Raw genomic sequence first — 18,063 nt, 5'->3', positions numbered from 1 at the left:
CACAGAAAAGCGGCTCACCCAGAAAGCCAGGCTCACCACAGAATAGCGGCTCACCAACGAAAGCCAGGCTCACCAAAGAAAGCCCACTGGGACATTCGATCTTCCGGGTGTCAGGAGGTTAAGTCAGGGCTTATCCACATCATGATACTCACCCCCATACCCATCCCCCACCCGCCAGATAATGTCGTGGTTCTCATTGGTCCATTCCGACGGTTTCAGCGAGTACTTGTAGTCCTCTGAATTGCGGTTGTTCCCGTCGCCGATAAAGTCCGGATGGTCCCGTCGATGGTCGCCCCCGCGAATGCTCGAGCGTGCATCCCACTCTTCCTTGCGGAAATCAAAAATACTCTGGTCCTGTGGCGCATCCCGCTGGCCCCAGTCGGACAGGTACGTCTGCAACCACACATACGCCTCATCACCGTTGGGCTTGAGCAACCCGTCCTGCTTGAAGTCCTGGATCTGGTTCCAGTTCTGCATCGAGATCTTGTGCAGTTTGTGGGACTGCACCGTGCTCAGGATCGCCCCGACAAACGACAACGCGCCGGAGATCAAGAAGCCCACCGGCCCCAGGAACGGAATGATTCGCCCGGTCACCCCCAGGGTGCCCAGCACGCCGCCTGCCGCGCCCACCAGGCTGCTGACGCCACCGGCCATGGACAGTGAGCCGGAGGCGATTTTCACCGGGTCTTTCTCGCGCACACCATCACGCAGGGTAAACGCCGCCTGCACCACGCTGATCACGCCGCCCGCCACGTCGGTGGCCATGCCGATCACCTTGATCGCGCTGCTGGCGAACTTCGCGCCAAACCCCGCACCGGCAACGCCGCCCCGGCTGGCGATGCCTTTTTCGATGCCTTCCTGGACCTTCTTCGCGCCTTCGTCACTCCAGCCGCCGCTGTTGAGGGCCTTGCCCACGTCCTTGCCGTCATCCATGGCCTGGTCGACGATCTCGAAGTACTTCTTCTGCACCGCCTCGGCGTCCTTGGGCAGCGCGTGGTAACCCTCGCCGGGCTTGGCCCAGAGGTCGGGCAGGGAGCGGTCGAAGCCCATCAGTTTGTAGGCGTTGGTGCCGCGCAATTTGTCGTAGACCTTCAAGCCCAGCGTGGCGAAGTGCGAGCCGGTGCCCAGGAAGCCGAGGAAGTCGTTGGCGATGCCCAGGCGCTTCATCGGCGTATCCGCCAGCTTGCCGCCTTGCCCGGCGAGTTGGTAAACGATACGGCCCATGCCGATTGCGCCGCCCACCGAGCCGAGTACGCCGTTGTCCTTGAGGAAGTTGAGGTTCTTCACGAACGCGCTGCGGTTCTCTTCGCTGAGGCCGGGCATGATCTCCTTGCTCACGGCCTTGTCGATGTCGCTGAAGCTGATCACGCCATTTTTCTGCCAGGTGTCGCCGAGGGAAATCATCGCCTTGCCGAAGTCGGCGGCGGCGTTTTTGTCCTTGAGCAGCTGGTCGACGAACTTCGAATACACCCCCAGCGCCTGGCGCGGCAGGCCGTCGGCGCTGCCCTTGAGCATCGACAGGATCGCCATGGTGTTATCGGTGGTGGCCAACGCAGTGTTGTCGTCAGAGATCTTGGTCGGGTCGTCCATCAGCTTTTCAACGGCGTCGGTATAGCCGTCGATTTGCAGGTTTTGCAGGAAGCTGTCGGCCTTGGCCGGGTCGATGTCGGCCAGCGCGGTGTAGGCGGTCTGGATCTCCTGGGTGGCCAGTTCGGTCTTGCCGCTGTCCTGCAGGGACTTGATGTATTTGGTGAAGTTCTCCGAGGAGGTGCTGTCGATCAGCTTCTGCCTGGTCTCATCGACCTTGGCCTGGCCGCCGTCGACCTTGCCCAGCGCCGCGTCGTGGTTGGCCTTGATGTCGTGCTGGATGGTCGAGTCGCCGAGCAGGTCGTTGATGGTCTGGTCGATGGCCTTGGTGTCGAAGATGTTGTCGCGTACGTCCCGCGAGGTCACGTCGATGGGCGTGGTGGCGATGCCCTGGTTGCCGAACCCGTGCTCGGGAATGATCGACATGCCGTTGTCGGCCATGCTCCGGGCTTCCACCGCCCGCAGGAACTTGGCGCGCGGGTCGTCCTTGCCGATGCTGCCGTCCTTGACCCCGGCGCGGTAGCTGTCCACCAGGGTCTTCATCGACAGGTCCTGCACCGACAGCGGGTTGCCGCTGTCATCTTTCTCGGTGGTGGTCAGGTTGTCGACGGAGACATCCTTGAGGGGCGGCAGGCCGTTGTCGGTGCGCAGCTTGTCGACGTCGGTGGTTTGCGCGGCGATGTCGCTGCGGTAGCCGGAAATCTGTTCGAACATCTGCGGGTTGCTGTCTTCCGACACCACGATCTTCTCTTCGCTGCCGCCGGGCTTGTGCTGGGTGAAGGCGATCAGCCCCGGGCCATAATCCCCGGCGCCGCCGACGCTCATGATGTCTTCGGTAGAGGCCAGGTAAGCGTCCGGGCCTGCGAGGGTGTAGCCGTCGCTCTTGGCTTTTTCGATGCCGGCCAGGGTTTGACCCTTGGTGGTGTAGGCGGCAAAGGCCTCGGGGGTGATGTCTTTGGACACCACCAGCAATTTGCCGTCGGCCTGGTTGACCACCAGGATGCCGTCCATGGGCGCGTCGACCTTGCTGATGTCGCCCAGCTTCAGGCTGGCCTCGTCCTTGCGCAGCAGTTCCTGGCCGGGCAGGGACTGGGCGTTCTTGATGTAGTCGAAGGCTTGCGAGCCTTCACTGGCGTGCACGGCATGCAGGAAGTTGTAGAAGGTGCCGCCGGCGTTTGGGTTCGGGTTGCTGAGGTCGGCGCCGGGTTGCGGCAGGTCGGCTTCGGACTTGCTGATCGCGTACTTGTGGCCCTGATGTTCGAACAGGATCACCCCGGCGCTGCTGTCTTCGGACACGACTTTCAACTGGCTGAAATCAAGGTCTCCTGGCAGGCTGGTGACTTCCTCATAGCCCTTGGCCTTGCCCTCATTGAGGGCCTGCTTGGTCACCCCGGCCTGGGTGTAGGTACTGAACGCCTGGGGCGTGAGCTGTTCGGAGATGACCAGGGTCTTGCCGTTTTCCAGGCTGACCTTGAGGATGCCATCTTCAGCCTTGCCCACGGATTTGATATTGGCCAGGCGTACGCTGTCGCCGTCTTCGCGCAGCAGTTGCTGATCGGGGTTCTTCAGGCTTTCGACAATGGCCTTGCCGGCCGGGGTGCCCTGGGTTTCGGCCAGGGTCTGGAGGAAGGTGTACAGCGGGGTGCCTTCGTCGGGGCCGCCCTGGTTGACGGGGGCCACGGCATGGCCGAAGCGCAGGTTTTTCAACACATCGAAACCGTCCTGGGCGTTGGCCGCACCCTCGGCGCTGATCTTGTATTTGGCGCCGTCCTGTTCGAAGTAGATCACCCCGGCGTCTTTGTCTTCGGAAATGACCTTGAGCTTGTCGATGTCGAGTTTGGCCGGGAGGGCGGTGACTTCCTTGTAGTCCTCGGGCTTGACGGTTTTGTCGCCCGGCCCGGTACTGGCAAGGATTTTGGCTTTGTTCAGGACGGCGTCGAAAACGCGCTCGGGCGCTTTGGGTTGATCGACGCGGGGCAAGGCGGGTTTTTCGGGGCGGGTGATCATCGGTTCAGTCCATGTGATGGGGCGCACGAGGACTCGATATTAGGGGCTGGCAGCGGGTGAAAACGGGTTTATTGGCAACAAGTCACAAGCTTTCACAGGTGTGAAATTCACGTCCCTGGGTAGCGCGTCTCCATCACGACCGACAACGCATCCGGGCGCCAGAACTCCTGGTCGAACTCCACCGGCTGGTCATCCTCGCCAAAGTTCAAGCGTTCCAGGTACACGCTGGTGGACCCCTGCGACAATTGCAGCAACTCCGCCTGTTCTTCATTCACCGTGCCAATGTGCATCTCCAGCTCACACCGCGATTGCACTCGGGAAAACCGCTCCCGCAGCAGTTGGGTCAGCGAGGTATTCAAGTCGGCCTCCAGCAGCCCCGGGCACCAGCTTGCCAGCAGCGCGTTGAACTCCAGCAGCACCGGCCGCCGGTCAATCCAGCGCCGCCGTTGCAGGAAAAACACCGGCTCATCCGCCGAGGCGAGGCCCATCCGCCTGGCCAGCCAGTCGCCCGCCGGGCGCAGCTCTGCGTGCAGGCATTCGGTGCGGGGCGTACGGCCCTGGGCACTTACGTAATCCATAAAACCGCTGATGCGCGTCGGGTCATAGCGGATACGCCGGGGGCTGACAAACCAGCCGCGACGGTTTTCCCGGTACACCAGGCCTTCCGCTTCCAACTGCTGCAAAGCCTGGCGCAAGGTGACCCGGGTACAGCCGAAGCGCTCGATCATCTCCCGTTCGGACGGGAATTTCTCATCGGCCTGGGGCACACCCGCCGCAATATCATTGGCGATTTGTTCGCGAATGCGCTGGTAGTGCGGTGAAATCGGGTCGAAAGGCATCCTGGGGTTCCGTGTGCAGGCATGACGTGGGCGTGACTCTACCGTTCCTGTTGGCGCAGGTCACGCAGTGCCCACGAGCACCTTACTCAAAGCGGAACGAAGCCCCATGGGCCGAGGCTGGCAAGCGGTCACTGCCCTCGGCGCTGAGCCGCGAACGCAGGGTGCCGGTCTGCGGCGTGGTGCGATACAGCCCACGTTTTTGCAGGGCCGGGATCACCAGTTCGACAAAGTCATTCAGCGAGCCGGGGCTGATCAACGGGTTGAGCATGTAGCCGCTGGTGCCGGAAATTCTGGCGTGTTCCTCGATTTTTTCCGCCACCTGCTCCGGCGTGCCCACCAGGATCAGGTCGCTGCCCCGCGTCACGTTGGCGAAGCGTTGCTTGACCTCGCCGGCGGTCAGCGGTTTGCCGCTGCCATCGGGTTTCATCACGTAGGAGGTCATGCCCTCGGTGTGGGTGGACAGTGCTTCGCTGTCGGCGTAGCGGCTGATATCGATACCGGTGTCGCCCGCGTAGCTCACCAACTGCGCCTGCAGGTGATAGTTGCTTTGCAGGGTCTCGTATTTCTTTTGTGCTTCGATGGCGGTGGGGGCCGTGACGATGCGCAACACGGTCAGGGATTTGACGTCTTGCTGCCTGCGCCCGCGGGCCTCGGCCTGGCGCCAGATATCTTCCAGCCCCTGGCGTATCTCCAGTGGGTTGGATTTGGCGATAAACACCAGCTCTGCATGTTTGGCCGCGAACTGCCGGCCACGGCCCGACCAACCCGCCTGGATCAGCAGCGGCGTGCGTTGCGGCGAGGGTGACGTGAGGTGCGGGCCAGCCACCCGGTAATGGTCGCCGGCATGCTGGATCGGTCGAACACGCGCGCCATCGGCATAGGTGCGTGCGAGTTTGTCGGCGAGCACCGCGTCATCGGCCCAACTGCCTTCCCAGAGCTTGTACACCACGTCGAGAAACTCTTCGGCGCGTTCGTAACGGTCGTCGTGCTTGATCATCTGCTCCAGGCCGAAATTGCGTGCGGCGCTGGACAGGTAAGAGGTGACGATATTCCAGCCGATACGCCCATCGGACAAATGGTCCAGGGTGCTGAAGCGCCGGGCGTGGGTGAATGGGTGTTCGTAGGTGGTGCTGACCGTGACGCCAAAGGCGAGCTTTTCGGTCAGGGCCACCAGTGCGGGAATGATCGTCAGCGGGTCGTTGGCCGGCGCTTCCACCGCCCATTTCAACGCCGCCGCTTCGGACCCGCCAAACACATCGTAGAAGCCCAGCACATCGCCGAAGAACATCAGGTCGAGGTTGGCTTCATCTGCCGTGCGGGCCAGGTTCGACCAGTACTTGAGGGTGTTGATGCTCAGGCGTTCATCCGCCGGGTGAGTCCACAGGCTGGGCGCGCCGCCGCAGCCGACACTGGCTTGTTCGTACAGGCCGAATAACAACGGGGTTGGATCAGACATGGTGCTTCCTGCAGGTAAAAAGCGGTTATCGCCCGTGAAGGTAGGCCTTGCCGTAGTGCCGCTCCAGGCGTGCCTGGATCAGTTCCAGGCCAATGGAGAGCAGCCAGTAGATGACGGCAGCGGTGGTGAGCATTTCGATATAGCGGTATGAGGAGCGGCCGTAGGACTGCGCGAGGAACATCACTTCCCAGACGCCCATGACCGAGACCAGCGATGAGTCCTTGAGCATCGAAATGAACTGGCTGGTGGTCGGTGGAATGATGGTGCGCATCGCCTGGGGCAGCACGATCTGCCAGAACGTCACCGCCGGGCCCATGCCCAGTGCCGCCGCAGCATTACGTTGGCCCTGGGACACTCCGATGATGCCGGCGCGAAAGATCTCGCTCAGGTACGCCCCGTAGTTCAACGACAGCGCAATGATCCCGGCGCTGATGGCGCCCGGCACTACGCCCAACTGGGGCAGGCCGAGGTAGATCAGCAAAATCTGGATCAGCAGCGGCGTGCCGCGAAAGAACGAGGCGTAAAAACTGGCAATCCCGAACGCCACCGCGCTGTTCGACAAGCGCGCCAGGGCCGTCGCAAACCCCAGGGCCAGGGACAGCCAGATCGAGCAGAAACACAGGAACAGCGTCAGCGCCGCACCCTGCAGAAAGCCGTTGGGCGACAGGTGCAGGCCCACCAGGTTCTGCCACTTGGCCGCGACGATCGCAAACTGCAGGTCGAAGCTCATGAACAGCCCGGCGAACAGGCACAGCATCACGCCCCAGGTTAGCCACAGGCGTACCTGGAAGGGCAACCACTGGCGTTTGACGGGCGGCGGTTTCACCACAGAGGGCGGGGTGGGGAAGACGCTCATTGGGTGATGTCTGCGCCAATCCATTTCTGGGAGATCTTCGTCAGCGTGCCGTCGCTTTTAAGGTCGGCCAGTACTTGGGTCAGCCTCGCGTCCCATTGGGGGTCGCCTTTTTCGGTGGCGACCACGTTGGGCTCGCTGTACAGCTGTTTGCCGACGACCTTGAAGCGTGGGTCATGCTTGATGCGCTCATTGGCGGTCACCAGGTTGGTGAGCATTGCGTCCAGGCGTTTGCCGGTGCCGAGCGCCAAGTCCTGGAAGGCCACGATTTCATTGTCGTAAGGCACGGCTTGAATCTGGCTGAACGGGTATTCGATTGGCGTGTTGGCGCCTTCGATCACCAGGTCTTTGTTCAGGTAGGCCTCGTAGGTCGAGGCGCTGCCGACGCCGACTTTTTTCCCGGAAAGGTCACTGGCCGAGTGGATGGAAGATTCATCGGCGTTGACCACGATGACCGCCGGTGAGGCGTAATACTCGACAGGAAAATTGAACACTTGGCCACGGGCGGCACTTGGGGTCATGGAGCAGATGCACACGTCATAACGGCCCTGCCAGCGGCCAGCGGCGATCACTTCCCAAGAGGGTGTTTCCAACTTCAGGGTGACGCCAAGTTTGTCAGCCACGGCTTTGGCCACGTCGACGTCGAAGCCATCCAGCTGGTTTTGTTCATTGAGAAAAGAGAAGGGCGGATAGTTCTCCATCAGCACGCCAACCAACTGTCTGGATTGCGTGATGCGATCCAGCGTTGCCCCGGCGAACACCGCCGGGCTGGCCACTAACAGGGCCAGGCCCAAGGTCACGACAGTACGTAAATTCATAAATATACCCATGGGATTTTTTATATTTAAACGCGATAAGGGCTTTATGTTTAATGATTTTATGTACTGTAAGGCGCTGTTTTAGTTATATGTTTTCCCAACTGTTGGCCTGGCAACAGTTGGGAAACAAACACCGTGTTCAAGCAACTGAAAGTTGCTGTTCCTGTTGGCGCAAATCACGCTGCCAGGACACCAGCCCATACGCCGCCAGCACCACAAACCCGGCATACAACGCGGCGGTCAATTGCAAGTCCTTGTACACAAACAGTCCCACGTAGACCGTATCCAGCACGATCCACAGCCACCAACTCACCACGTACTTGCGCGCCGCCCACAGGCTGGCCACCAGGCTGAAGGCAGTCAGCAGCGAGTCCAGCCACGGCAATGCGGCATCGGTGAAGTGGTGCATGGCGGCGCCCAGCAGCAGGGCGCCGATCACACCTGCGAATAAATGACGCCAGGCTTCCTGGACTGGCAGACGCTCGACCCGCACCTTGCCCGCGTCGATGCGCCCGGTGCTCCAGCGCCACCAGCCGTAGCCCTGCAATACGGCGAAGACCAGTTGCAGGAGCATGTCGGAATACAGCTTCACGTCGAAGAAGATCCAGCCGTACAACAACACCGCGACCACACTGACCGGCCAGCACCAGCGCACCCGTCGGGCGGTGAGCCACACCCCGGCGATATTGAAGATTACAGCGACTATTTCCAGCGGCGTCATACGGTTCCCCCAGGGTCAATTTTGCAGGTGCAGCGCCTGTTGCTTGAGCTGGCGCTTGCGTTCAAAGGGCAGTTTTTCCTGATCGCCATACGGCGCGCTGTACCAGTTGCCGTAGGTCGGGTTGGGCAGCACGAACCAGCGTTGGCCGAGCCAGCCAAGGTAGGGTTCGGCGGCCTTGCGCTGGGCCTCCAGGGTGTTGTGTTCGGCCTGCACGAAATCCCCCAGGGAGTCGCCGGCCAGGATCAGCACGCGGGCGTGTTGGGCGACCCATTGGCGGCGGCAGTTCTTGCCGTAGCCGGCCTGTTCGCAGCCGCCAATCGGGGTGCCGGCGGCCAGTACCTGCTGGTCGCTGTCTACCGGAAAGCCCCGCAGGCGCAGGTTGTTGACGGTGGCCTGGACCTGGCTTTGCTCACGGTTGGTGATGTAGTACACCGTGATGCCTTTGTGCTTGGCCGCCTGCAGGAACGCGACGGCGCCGGGCAGCGCCTGGGCCTTGGCCTGGTCGACCCAGGTGTTCCAGCGGTCGTAGGAGTAGACCTGGTTATTGACGACGTCCCGGGCATTCAGCGGGATGTTGTCGAGCACGGTTTCGTCGATGTCGACAATCACCGCCGGCGGCAAACCGGAGAGGTTGCGCGGGGGCAAGGGCAGGGCGTCCCAGTCCGGGGTGTTGAGGGCCACGTCCAGTTGCCGGGTGGCGTTGGCGAATACCTGGCGGTAAATCAGCTCGTGCTCGATCGAGGTCTGGGTCCACAGCACCGCATCCAGTTGGTCGTTGGCGGGCGGTTGCTGCTGGCAGCCGACCAGGGCAGTCGAGAGCAGGCACACACTGGCAAAAATCAGATTACGCATGAACAGTCAGCCTCAAAAATTGACGGTGGCGGATAACCGCGCGGTGCGTGGCGCGCCCAGGAACAGGTAGCCATCGCCCGCCGATTCACCCACATCGCGCCAGTAGCGTTTGTCGAACAGGTTGTCGACGGTCAGGCGCAGCACAGTATCGTAATCACCGACTTTGGTGCTGTAGCGACCACCCACATCGAACACCGCATAGTCGTCGACCTTCACGCTGGCCTCGCGGTTTGCGTACTTGCTGCCGCTGTATTGCACCCCGCCGAGCAGGGCCAGGCCCTTGATCCCGGGAATGCTGTAGTCGCCGTGCAGGCTGGCGCGCAGCTTGGGCACGTTGATCGCCTGGTGGCCGTCGTAGTCGTCGGTGCCGCTGCCACTGACCCGGGCGCGAATCGCCGCGACGCTGGCCGACACTTGCAGGTTATCGGTCACTCGGCCGTTGGCGGAGAGTTCCAGACCCACGTTCTTCTGCTTGCCTTGCTGCACAAAGGTGAGGGTGCCGTCATCGTTGGGCCGGTTGTATTGCAGGTCCTGGGTGATCTGGAACAGTGCGGCGGTCAGGCTCAGGCGCTGGAAGTCGCGCTTGATCCCCACTTCCAGCTGGCGCGAAGTAGTCGGCGGCAATACCTCATCGGCGTTGCTGCTGAACCACGCAGCCGTACCGCCCAGGGACAGGCCCTTGCTGTAGCTGGCATACAGGGTCGTGTCCGGGCGCGGCTTGTAGATCAGCGCCACTTGAGGCAGGAACACGCTGCGCTGGGTATGGCGGGTGGTGTCGCCGGCCTGGTCGTAGGTTTCTTCGTCGAGGCGCACCTGGCGCCCGCCGAGGATGGTTTGCCACTGCTCGTTGAAGCTGATGCGGTCGCTGGCGAACAGCCCGTATTGGCGGCTGTCCAGGCGCCGGTAGGTATGGCCCAGCGGCCCCTGGTAGGGTTCAAGCACCGGGGGTTTTTCGTAGATGTTGCCTTCGCCGATGTACTCGTTGACCGACTGGCGACGGTCCACCAGGCGGCGGAACGCAGTGGTGCCGAAGGTCAGGTCATGCTTGAGAAACCCGGTGTCGAACTGGCCATTGAGCGCGGCCTGGGCTTCTTCGTTGCTGCGGGTGTCGTCGGGGCTGCGGTAGTCCGAGATGTCGTAGTCGCCCTCGGCGCTGAAGTGGTTGGGCACTGCGGTGTTGGCGCAACTGGCGGCGCCGTAGCAGCCCCAGGCGAAGGTGCTGTAGTCGTCGATCACCACGCGGCTGCGGGAGGCGCTGAAGCTGGCTTTCCAGGCCTCGTTGAAGCGGTATTCGAACAGGCCGTCGAGGTTCAGCGACTTGATGCCCACCGGATTCGACCAGCTCTGGTAGCCCAGCAAGTCCCGTGGGGACACGTTGTGGGGTACGGTGGTGCCGCCGAGCAATTGATAACCGGGCACCGAGCGTTGCTCGCGGTTCTGGTACTCGGCGTTCAGTTGCAGCAGGGCGTTGGGGCTGATGTTCCAGTCGAGGGCCAGGGACGCAAAATCCCGCTGGCCGTCAGCGTGGTCGACGTAGGAGCGGATGTCTTCGTGGGCCAGGTTGACCCGCACGCCCACTTGCTGTTCGGCGCCGAGCCAGCCGCCGACGTCGGTGGCCAGGTAGCGCTCGCCGTGTTCGTTGGTGGACACGGTCACCGAGCGCACATTCTCCGGGCGCTTGCTCACGTAGTTCACCAGGCCGCCGGGCTCCGACACGCCGCTTTGCAGCCCGGACAGGCCCTTGAGCACTTCCACCTGCTGCTTGTTTTCCAGTGCGACGTTCTGTTCGCCGGTGATGGTGCGGCCGTTGATCTTGTAGCTGCTGGCCGGGTTCAACGAGAAGCCGCGCACCACGAAATTTTCGTAGTAACCCACCGGTGCGTAGCTGTCGCCGACCGAGGCGTCGTTCTTCAACACCTCGCTCAGCAGGCGGGCTTGCTGGTCCTTCAGGCGGCCTTCGGTGATCACCGCCACTGACGCCGGGGTGTCCAGCAACGGCGCGTTATCGAAGCCGGCGACGGCGGCTTTTTTGGCCTGATAGTCGGTGGCCTGTTCACCGACTACGGTGACGGTGTCCAGGGTCGCGTCCTGGGCGTGGGTGGCCGTGGCGGCGAGGGTGATGCTCAGGGCGAGCAGGGTGTGACGGTACGGTGTTGCCATAAAAGGAGCGCTCCAAGGGCCTGCCCGCTGGCACATCACGCTTTATCGGGCGCAAAAGGGCCCAGCGCTGCGCAACGGACAGGTTGCCAGTACGAAATTAAAAAGCCGGGGTCGCCACAAAGGACGTCAGGCCGGAGCTGCTCCGGTAGTCATTGGTAGGCGTGCATCGGCGGCCCATTCCTGGAGCGAGCCGTCGTAGAGTGCGATGTCCTGGCGACCCAGCAGGGTCAGGGCCAGGGCGTTGGCCGCCGCGGAAATTCCGCCGCCGCAATAGAGCATCAATGGACCGTCGCTGTGCAGCAGCGTGGGTCCGATGGCCAGGGCCAGGGCGTCCTTGGGCAGGTAGCGACCCTGGGCATCAAACAGCGTGCGCGCCGGCAGGTTGTGGCTGCCGGGGATGTGCCCGCGTCGGGCGTAGCGAGTGGGTGCAGTGCCTTCGAACAAGGCGGCGCCCAATGCGCAGACCAGTACGCCGGGTGAGTCCCCTGCGACCACCGCTTCAACGCCTGCGCGGTCGATCCACAGTGGCGCATAGGCGTGAATTGGCCAGGGTTCGACGGCGCTGGTTGTTGCCGGCTGCCCGCTGTGCTGCGGTAAGCCCGCCCGTTGCCAGGCGTTGAAACCACCGTCCAGCACCGACGCATCAATGCCCAGCCCGCGCAACATCCACCACAGGCGCGCGGCCCAGAAACCGTCGGCGCGGTCGTAGATCACCACGTTGCTGCCGGCGCCTGCGCCCAGATTTGCCAGCGCCTGAACGAATGTTTCCGGTGTGGGCAGGGCAAAGCTGTAGCTCGCGTGAACATCGGCCAAATCGGTTATCAAATCGGCATGCCGTGCGCCGGGGATATGCGCCTGCAGCCAGCCGGCTTGGCCACTGGCGACCCGGTAATCACCGTCAAAACGCGGCGACGGCAGCACCACGGTAGCGTCCAGTATCACCAGCCCTGGCTCCCCGAGGCGGGCATGCAGCCAATCGGTATCGACCAGGATGCTCATACGGATTTGCGCCGGATATGACCGAGCAAGCGTTGCCCCTGGGCCCCGGCAAACCACTGCAAATGGCCCAGCAGGTAGGCGTGATAGGCCACGTCGGCGCTGCTGGTAGAACCCACCACGCCGTGGTAGTACGCGACCTCGGACAGGGCGAAATCCACATGCACCAACGGCAGCAGGGCGCTCAGGGTGTGCAGGTCTTGCGCGCTCAGTGGCCGGATTTGGTGGTAGCCGGCAAGCAGTGCGTCGACGCTGTCGAGGTCCGCGATGGCCGGGCCACCGCTGTCCAGGTCCAGCCAGGGCACGGCGTTGCGTTCGATGGCGGTGGCTAGGTCGTAGAGCGCGAAAGTGCGGTCGGCGAGGCCGAAATCCAGCACGCTGGACACGCTGCCGTCTTCATTCCATAGCAGGTTCGAGGCGTGCCAGTCGTTGTGGGTCCAGAGCGCCGGTTGCTGTTGCAGCAAGGGTTGCAACGGTGCGTGCCAGGGCAACAGCAGCTCGGTGAGTCGTGCGTGCCAATCCTTGTCGGCCAGGTACTCGGTGAGTGCCGGGGTGCTGGCGATCGCGGCCAGTGGCGCGGGTTGTTCGATCAACCGGGCGTTGGCCAGCAGCACTTGGGTTTGGCGGCGAGGCGCGGTGTAACCTTCGGCCGCGTGGTGCAGTTGAGCCAGGGCAACGCCGGCCGCCAGGGCGTGTTCGGTCGTCTGGAACGGCGACCACGACAGCGCATCCCGGTACAGGTCCAGGCCCTCGGCGACACGATGAATCTCGTAGGTCCATTCGCCCTGCGTCGTGGCCGTCGCCCCCTGGCGGTTGGGCACCACTGCGGCAACCGGCGCGCCCTGGCGATGCAGGTGAGCGATCAGGCGGTGTTCTTCTTCCAGCCACGCCGCTTGCCGCACCTGTTGGTGATGCCGTTTGACGAACAGGGTCGCGCTGCGGGTAGTGATCAGCCCGGCAGCGGAAAACGGTCGCGGGCTGTGCCAATGCAAACTGCGCAGTTGCCCGAGGTGCGGGTACTCGCGCAGCAGGTGCCGGATATCCGCTTCGTGCAGCGCTGGCCAGTCGGCAGCCACCGGATCAAGCCCCAGGCCATGGGCCGTGCGTTGTGGGTTCATGCCGCCGCTCCGGGCAGATAGGCGTTGCTGGTTGCCCCTTGCCACACTTGGGGATTGTCGAGCACCGCGTGCTCGTGCAGCCACTCGGCGTAAGGCTTGAGCAGCGCCTGGCGTTGCTCGCCCCAGCGGCCGTCATGCAGCCAGGTCGGGGCTATTTTATGCAGGGACGCGCTGAGCAATTCCGCCGGGAAATATGGCGTAGTGTGCTCGTAGGCCGCCAGCGCAATCGCCGGCTCCTCGGCCACGGCGAGATAGCCCCGGGCAGTGGCCGCGAGGAAATCACGTACGCACTCGGGCCGCTCGACGAGGGTCCGTTCGTGGGCGCCCAACAGGTAGCTGTGATACGCCGGTGCACCGATCTCATCCACCGGCAACACCACCCGGCGCTCGGCCTCGATAGGGCTGTGCATCAGGGCTTCCCAGGCCCAGTAGCCACCGAAACTGGCGTCGGCGATGCCTTCGGCCAACTGCTCGGGGCGTAGCTCACGCACACCGCTGTCCACCAGGATCACGCCATCGGGATCGCCACCGTCGTTGCTCACCAGATGGCGCACCATCGCCAAACCCCGTGGTGTGGGATTGAGCGCCAGGCGCTTGCCCACCAGGTCCCGAGGACGCTGGATACCGGAGTCGGTCAGGGTTTGAATCGACTCTAGCCCCGCATGATTGATCGCCGCGATGCCTTGCAGCGCTTGCCCCAGGCCGCGCCGGACCAGCAGCCGGTTGCTCGGGAAAATGCCGAAGTCCGCTGCGCCGGTCAGCAGGTGTTCAAGGGTGTCGCCACGATAGGGATCGTGCACCACCAACTCCACATCCAGGCCCAGCTCGGCGTACCAACCGCGTTCCCGCGCCAGGTACAAACCCGCCGAATTCGGCCAGGGATGAAAGTACTCCAGCATTACCTTTACCGACACCATCGCTTGCTACTCCAGCTTGCAGTCTTGTGATGGGGGCGATTTATAAGGGAGCAATCTGGTATATACCAATATCGTTTATTGCTATGGATATGCCCTAAACGTTGAACACAGGCATCGCACTATGCACGTGGCAGCGCCGATTCAGTGTTGGGTGAGTGCATCCAGCGCTGGGCAATCCACAGGGCGGGCATCAGCAACGCCAGTAACAGCCACGGAAACCACGCGGGTCCGTGAGTTGCCAGTACCACGCCGCCAATCACTCCACTGCCGGCAAATGCCAGGTTGAATGCAGTCACCAGCATCGACTGCGCCACATCGGCACCGTCCCCAGCCGTTTCCGCCAGGGCGGTCTGCAGCAAGGTCGGTGCCCCACCAAAGCTCAACCCCCATACGGCGGTGGCGATACAGGTGAGGACGACGGGTAAACGGCCGAGCCCGAGCGTAAGCGTTACCAGAGCAAACGCGACGAGACTGAGCAGGACCAGCCGCCGCAGCCAGCGATCAATCAACACACCGGTGAGCCAGATGCCAAGCAGTGCGGCGAGGCCGAAAATCAGTAAGGCGGCGTCCACATGCTCGCCCAGACCGACAGACGCCAGGAACGCCGCGATGTAGGTGTAGAGAATGTAATGGGCCATGATCCAGAGCATGACCACCAGCAGCACAGGCCGCACGCCGGGTGTTTGCACAACCGTCGACAGAGGCAGGCGTCGGTCGGCTTTTTGCCCGGGATAGTCGGGCACGTTCACGCGTATCCACAGCATGAGCATCAGGCTGGCCGCCGAGAGTATCCCGAACACACTGCGCCAGCCCGACAGCTTGCCGAGCCACGCCCCCAGCGGTACGCCCACGGCCAGCGCCAGGGGAATGCCGAGCATGGCCACGGCCATCGCGCGTCCTTGCAACGGGCGTGGTGCCATGCGCCGGGCATAACCCGCCAGCAGGCTCCAGGCCAGTCCGGTGGCGAGGCCCACCACCAGGCGCGCCGCCAGGGTCAGGCCGAACCAGGGCGATAGCGCGGTCACGGCATTGCACACAAAAAACACGCCGACAGCCAACAACAGCACACGCCGACGGCGCCAGCCCTGCAGGGCCAGTGTCAATGGAATAGCCGCCAGCCCCGAGCCCAGCGCGCAGAAGGTTACCCATTGGCCGGCCCAGGCTTGCGACACATTGAAGGCTTGGGCGATCTGGGGTAGCAGGCCGGCGGGCATGGTTTCATTGGCGGTGGCAATAAAGCTGCTGAGGGTCAGCGCCAGCAGGGCGATCAGCGGAAGCCGTTCAGCCGGGGGAGGGGTAGCCATTTCGGCTGCCGATAGCGCGTCGATGTCGGTCATGACCTGTACTCGTTGGAAGGCAAGGACGCGAGTGTGGTGGCTTGTAGAGAAATTGATAATTGGCCTACCATTTGATGAACTTTCAAATCTGAATTGAAATGGCCACAGACCGATTGGGTGATATGCGTTTGTTCGTCGAGGCGGCAGCCTTGGGCAGTCTCACGGCTGCCGGGCGCAAGCTGGCGTTGTCGCCTGCTGCCGCCAGCGCACGGCTGATCAAGCTTGAAGCGGCACTGCGTACCAAACTGTTCGAACGCACCACCCGCCAGTTGCGCTTGACTGACGAAGGCCGGTTTTACCTGCAGCAGTGTGCGATTGCGTTGGCGGCGATTGATGAGGCCGAGGCAGGGCTTCAAGCCAGCCAGCAAGAGGTGCGTGGCAAGGTGCGAATTTCTGCGTCGGCGGATTTTGGCCGGCATCTGCTGAATGACTGGCTTGAAGCCTTCAGCCGCCAGCATCCGCAGGTGAAGGTGGCGTTGACGTTGTCCGACTCCATGTCGAACCTGGTGCAGGACGATGTGGACCTCGCCATCCGCTTTGGTGCCCTGCGTGACAGCTCGCTGGTTGCGCGACACCTGGCGCCCAATTGGCGCGTGCTGTGTGCCTCGCCTGACTACCTGGCGCGGCACGGCGAACCGCAAACGCCGGCGGACCTCGCTCGGCATCAGTTCATCGTGCTGGTGACCGGGGCGGGGCCGCTGAACACGTTTCACTTCAGGGTGGATGGCCAGGCCCGGGACCATACGGTGGCGATGGAGCAGGCCTGGGAAACCAACGACGGCGCCCTCGCGCGCGCCTGGGCGCTGGCCGGCCATGGCATTGCGCGCAAGACCATTTGGGATGCGGCTGACGATATTCGTGAGGGCCGGCTGAAGGTCCTGTTGTCGGAGTTCAGCGTGCGTGAGGCGGGTGTGTATGCGTTGTTGCACGGCACTCACTACCGCTCGCCCCGTGTGCGTGTGCTGCTGGATTTTTTGGTCGAGCGCTTCGGTCACGCAACAGACGAGCTGTTGCGCGACATAGAGGCGCCGCGCCTTTAGTTGCGCCAGGCGGGAACCAGATGCTCGTCAATCATCCAGTGAGGTTTACCTGGGCTGATGCAGGTGCCGCCGATCCAGCGTTCCCGGGTGGCATGATCCGGCCAGTAAGCCTTCCCGTTCAGAACCTGGCGACCCAGCGCAGTCAATGCCAACACCCGTTGAGGCCATGGCAATTGAGCCTCGGACTCTATCAACAGCGGATTATCGCCATCAATCAACGGCCGCATCAGCGCATGAAACATCATGTCCCCCAGGTACGGCAGCGGCTCACGCTTGGCCATCAACTCGGCAAACACCCTGCCAAACGGCACGGGCCCGGCCTCGTCCACGTAGTGCAGGGCCAGGCGTTCGGTCAGTGATAAACCGTCCCGCGTCCCCGGCAATTCCTGCAACTGCCGGCGCAACGCCGGGGCCAGGAAGGGCAGGGATGGGTGGTTGCCCCGGGCCAGTTCCGCGAGTTTGACCGGCGAGCTGTCGCAATACGCCAGCCAGGCCTGTCGCGCCAGTTGCAGCATGTCCTCGTCGACCTGCCGGCGCTGCGGCCACAACCACGCCAATACGTCGGGTGCCAGTTGGCCGATGCCGATAAAACGCTGCACGCCGGGGATACGGTCGACTTCGATCAACTCAAGCTTTTCAGGCAGGCGCTCAAGCCCCGCCAATGCGCGAATCAGGAACAACTGATCGTACGCATCCGCCTCACACCACAACACGCTGTGCCCGGCGCTGCCAAGTTGTCCAAGATGGGTGTATTCGTCCGCGTGCCGGCGCGCCACTTCGGCCTCATCCATGGCAAACACCTGGCTGATGTAGCGGCTGCGTATGGCCTGGTATTGGTCGGCTGGCAGGTCCTGGACAGGGCCCATGCACAATGGGTCAATCAGCATCCGGAAGCGGCCCTTGAACCCCGCCAAGCCCAGGCTGTGGGCGATGTCATTGCCGCAGCGCCAGTGGGTGGTGCGGGCTTCATCGCTGGCGTCGAAACCTGGATGGCGGGCGGCAAAATCCACCGCATCGACGTGGGCCTTGAGCTTGGGCCAACTGGGGAAACCGAGTTCCTTGGCGATCAGCCATTGAGCCTCGGACAAGGTCGGGGTTGCGGCGGTATCGGCGTTTTTCAGGCGCTGCAAAAGCTCCTTGGCGCGCTTGCGTTGCTGCTCAAGGTTGATACGGCCGTTGGTGGACGAGAATGATTGCGACATACGATCTCCTTGCACAAACCTTGTCCGCTTTAAGGTTGGGAGTCGTAGAAATGTGATATTCAGTCAAGGTCTTGGGCGCAGCCCTTTCCGCGGATGGTGGCGTAGATGACGCCAGGCGGGAAATATAGGCAGTGCACTGTTGGATTGCAAGCCGCCCGGC

General features: G+C 62.8%; 14 protein-coding genes. 1 reads left to right on the top strand and 13 read right to left on the bottom strand.

The annotated features are described in order from the left end of the window. Positions 1–123 precede the first annotated feature (123 nt). The 12 genes from HKK54_RS32250 to HKK54_RS32195 all read right to left on the bottom strand — a co-directional run bounded on the left by HKK54_RS32250 (position 124) and on the right by HKK54_RS32195 (position 15,661). A complete protein-coding gene (locus HKK54_RS32250) occupies positions 124–3,594 on the bottom strand; it encodes a hypothetical protein (protein ID WP_169389099.1) in 3,471 nt (1,156 codons plus the stop codon). Between the two features lie 107 nt (positions 3,595–3,701). Further along, a complete protein-coding gene (locus HKK54_RS32245) occupies positions 3,702–4,433 on the bottom strand; it encodes a UTRA domain-containing protein (RefSeq protein ID WP_010167094.1) in 732 nt (243 codons plus the stop codon). Positions 4,434–4,515: 82 nt separating this feature from the next. Further along, positions 4,516–5,889 (bottom strand): LLM class flavin-dependent oxidoreductase, encoded by a 1,374-nt coding sequence (locus tag HKK54_RS32240; protein WP_169389098.1) that lies wholly within the window; start codon positions 5,887–5,889, stop codon positions 4,516–4,518. A 25-nt stretch (positions 5,890–5,914) separates the two neighbouring features. After that, a complete protein-coding gene (locus HKK54_RS32235; RefSeq protein WP_010167098.1) occupies positions 5,915–6,745 on the bottom strand; it encodes an amino acid ABC transporter permease in 831 nt (276 codons plus the stop codon). Next, a complete protein-coding gene (locus HKK54_RS32230) occupies positions 6,742–7,560 on the bottom strand; it encodes an ABC transporter substrate-binding protein (RefSeq protein WP_010167100.1) in 819 nt (272 codons plus the stop codon). Before HKK54_RS32230 ends, HKK54_RS32235 begins: the two co-directional genes overlap by 4 nt. 139 nt (positions 7,561–7,699) lie before the next feature. After that, positions 7,700–8,281 (bottom strand): nicotinamide riboside transporter PnuC, encoded by a 582-nt coding sequence (gene pnuC, locus HKK54_RS32225; protein WP_010167102.1) that lies wholly within the window; start codon positions 8,279–8,281, stop codon positions 7,700–7,702. Positions 8,282–8,296: 15 nt separating this feature from the next. Next, on the bottom strand, positions 8,297–9,133 hold the full coding sequence (locus HKK54_RS32220) for a 5'-nucleotidase, lipoprotein e(P4) family (RefSeq protein ID WP_010167104.1): 837 nt from the start codon (positions 9,131–9,133) through the stop codon (positions 8,297–8,299). A gap of 12 nt (positions 9,134–9,145) precedes the next feature. Further along, positions 9,146–11,293 (bottom strand): TonB-dependent siderophore receptor, encoded by a 2,148-nt coding sequence (locus tag HKK54_RS32215; RefSeq protein WP_169389097.1) that lies wholly within the window; start codon positions 11,291–11,293, stop codon positions 9,146–9,148. A gap of 126 nt (positions 11,294–11,419) precedes the next feature. Next, positions 11,420–12,292, bottom strand: a complete 873-nt coding sequence (locus tag HKK54_RS32210; RefSeq protein ID WP_169389096.1) for a sulfurtransferase — start codon at positions 12,290–12,292, stop codon at positions 11,420–11,422. Next, complete coding sequence (locus tag HKK54_RS32205; protein ID WP_169389095.1) at positions 12,289–13,407, bottom strand: phosphotransferase; 1,119 nt, start codon at positions 13,405–13,407, stop codon at positions 12,289–12,291. The genes HKK54_RS32210 and HKK54_RS32205 overlap by 4 nt, the downstream gene beginning before the upstream one ends. Then, positions 13,404–14,324 carry an ABC transporter substrate-binding protein gene (locus HKK54_RS32200; protein WP_010167111.1) on the bottom strand — a complete coding sequence of 307 codons (921 nt, stop codon included), beginning with the start codon at positions 14,322–14,324 and terminating at the stop codon, positions 13,404–13,406. The genes HKK54_RS32205 and HKK54_RS32200 overlap by 4 nt, the downstream gene beginning before the upstream one ends. Before the next feature lie 119 nt (positions 14,325–14,443). Next, on the bottom strand, positions 14,444–15,661 hold the full coding sequence (locus HKK54_RS32195; RefSeq protein WP_169389094.1) for an MFS transporter: 1,218 nt from the start codon (positions 15,659–15,661) through the stop codon (positions 14,444–14,446). Between the two features lie 98 nt (positions 15,662–15,759). Between HKK54_RS32195 and HKK54_RS32190 the strand changes: the two genes are divergently transcribed. Continuing rightward, positions 15,760–16,701, top strand: a complete 942-nt coding sequence (locus tag HKK54_RS32190; protein WP_169389093.1) for a LysR family transcriptional regulator — start codon at positions 15,760–15,762, stop codon at positions 16,699–16,701. On the opposite strand, the gene HKK54_RS32185 is transcribed toward HKK54_RS32190, so the two are convergent. Next, positions 16,698–17,903: a DUF1835 domain-containing protein gene (locus HKK54_RS32185; RefSeq protein WP_169389092.1), complete on the bottom strand. Its 1,206-nt coding sequence runs from the start codon at positions 17,901–17,903 to the stop codon at positions 16,698–16,700. The two genes, HKK54_RS32190 and HKK54_RS32185, sit on opposite strands and share 4 nt — an antisense overlap. Positions 17,904–18,063: the final 160 nt, after the last annotated feature.

Source organism: Pseudomonas sp. ADAK13 (assembly GCF_012935715.1).
In the GTDB taxonomy this organism is placed as follows: domain Bacteria; phylum Pseudomonadota; class Gammaproteobacteria; order Pseudomonadales; family Pseudomonadaceae; genus Aquipseudomonas.
This window is presented reverse-complemented; position numbering and strand designations above follow the sequence as displayed.

What these genes read in the sequence shown, in the direction of transcription:
- HKK54_RS32250 (WP_169389099.1), bottom strand. Translation starts at nt 3,594, where the DNA reads ATGATCACCCGCCCCGAAAAACCCGCCTTGCCCCGCGTCGATCAACCC.
- HKK54_RS32245 (WP_010167094.1), bottom strand. Translation starts at nt 4,433, where the DNA reads ATGCCTTTCGACCCGATTTCACCGCACTACCAGCGCATTCGCGAACAA.
- HKK54_RS32240 (WP_169389098.1), bottom strand. Translation starts at nt 5,889, where the DNA reads ATGTCTGATCCAACCCCGTTGTTATTCGGCCTGTACGAACAAGCCAGT.
- HKK54_RS32235 (WP_010167098.1), bottom strand. Translation starts at nt 6,745, where the DNA reads ATGAGCGTCTTCCCCACCCCGCCCTCTGTGGTGAAACCGCCGCCCGTC.
- HKK54_RS32230 (WP_010167100.1), bottom strand. Translation starts at nt 7,560, where the DNA reads ATGAATTTACGTACTGTCGTGACCTTGGGCCTGGCCCTGTTAGTGGCC.
- pnuC (WP_010167102.1), bottom strand. Translation starts at nt 8,281, where the DNA reads ATGACGCCGCTGGAAATAGTCGCTGTAATCTTCAATATCGCCGGGGTG.
- HKK54_RS32220 (WP_010167104.1), bottom strand. Translation starts at nt 9,133, where the DNA reads ATGCGTAATCTGATTTTTGCCAGTGTGTGCCTGCTCTCGACTGCCCTG.
- HKK54_RS32215 (WP_169389097.1), bottom strand. Translation starts at nt 11,293, where the DNA reads ATGGCAACACCGTACCGTCACACCCTGCTCGCCCTGAGCATCACCCTC.
- HKK54_RS32210 (WP_169389096.1), bottom strand. Translation starts at nt 12,292, where the DNA reads ATGAGCATCCTGGTCGATACCGATTGGCTGCATGCCCGCCTCGGGGAG.
- HKK54_RS32205 (WP_169389095.1), bottom strand. Translation starts at nt 13,407, where the DNA reads ATGAACCCACAACGCACGGCCCATGGCCTGGGGCTTGATCCGGTGGCT.
- HKK54_RS32200 (WP_010167111.1), bottom strand. Translation starts at nt 14,324, where the DNA reads ATGGTGTCGGTAAAGGTAATGCTGGAGTACTTTCATCCCTGGCCGAAT.
- HKK54_RS32195 (WP_169389094.1), bottom strand. Translation starts at nt 15,661, where the DNA reads ATGACCGACATCGACGCGCTATCGGCAGCCGAAATGGCTACCCCTCCC.
- HKK54_RS32190 (WP_169389093.1), top strand. Translation starts at nt 15,760, where the DNA reads ATGGCCACAGACCGATTGGGTGATATGCGTTTGTTCGTCGAGGCGGCA.
- HKK54_RS32185 (WP_169389092.1), bottom strand. Translation starts at nt 17,903, where the DNA reads ATGTCGCAATCATTCTCGTCCACCAACGGCCGTATCAACCTTGAGCAG.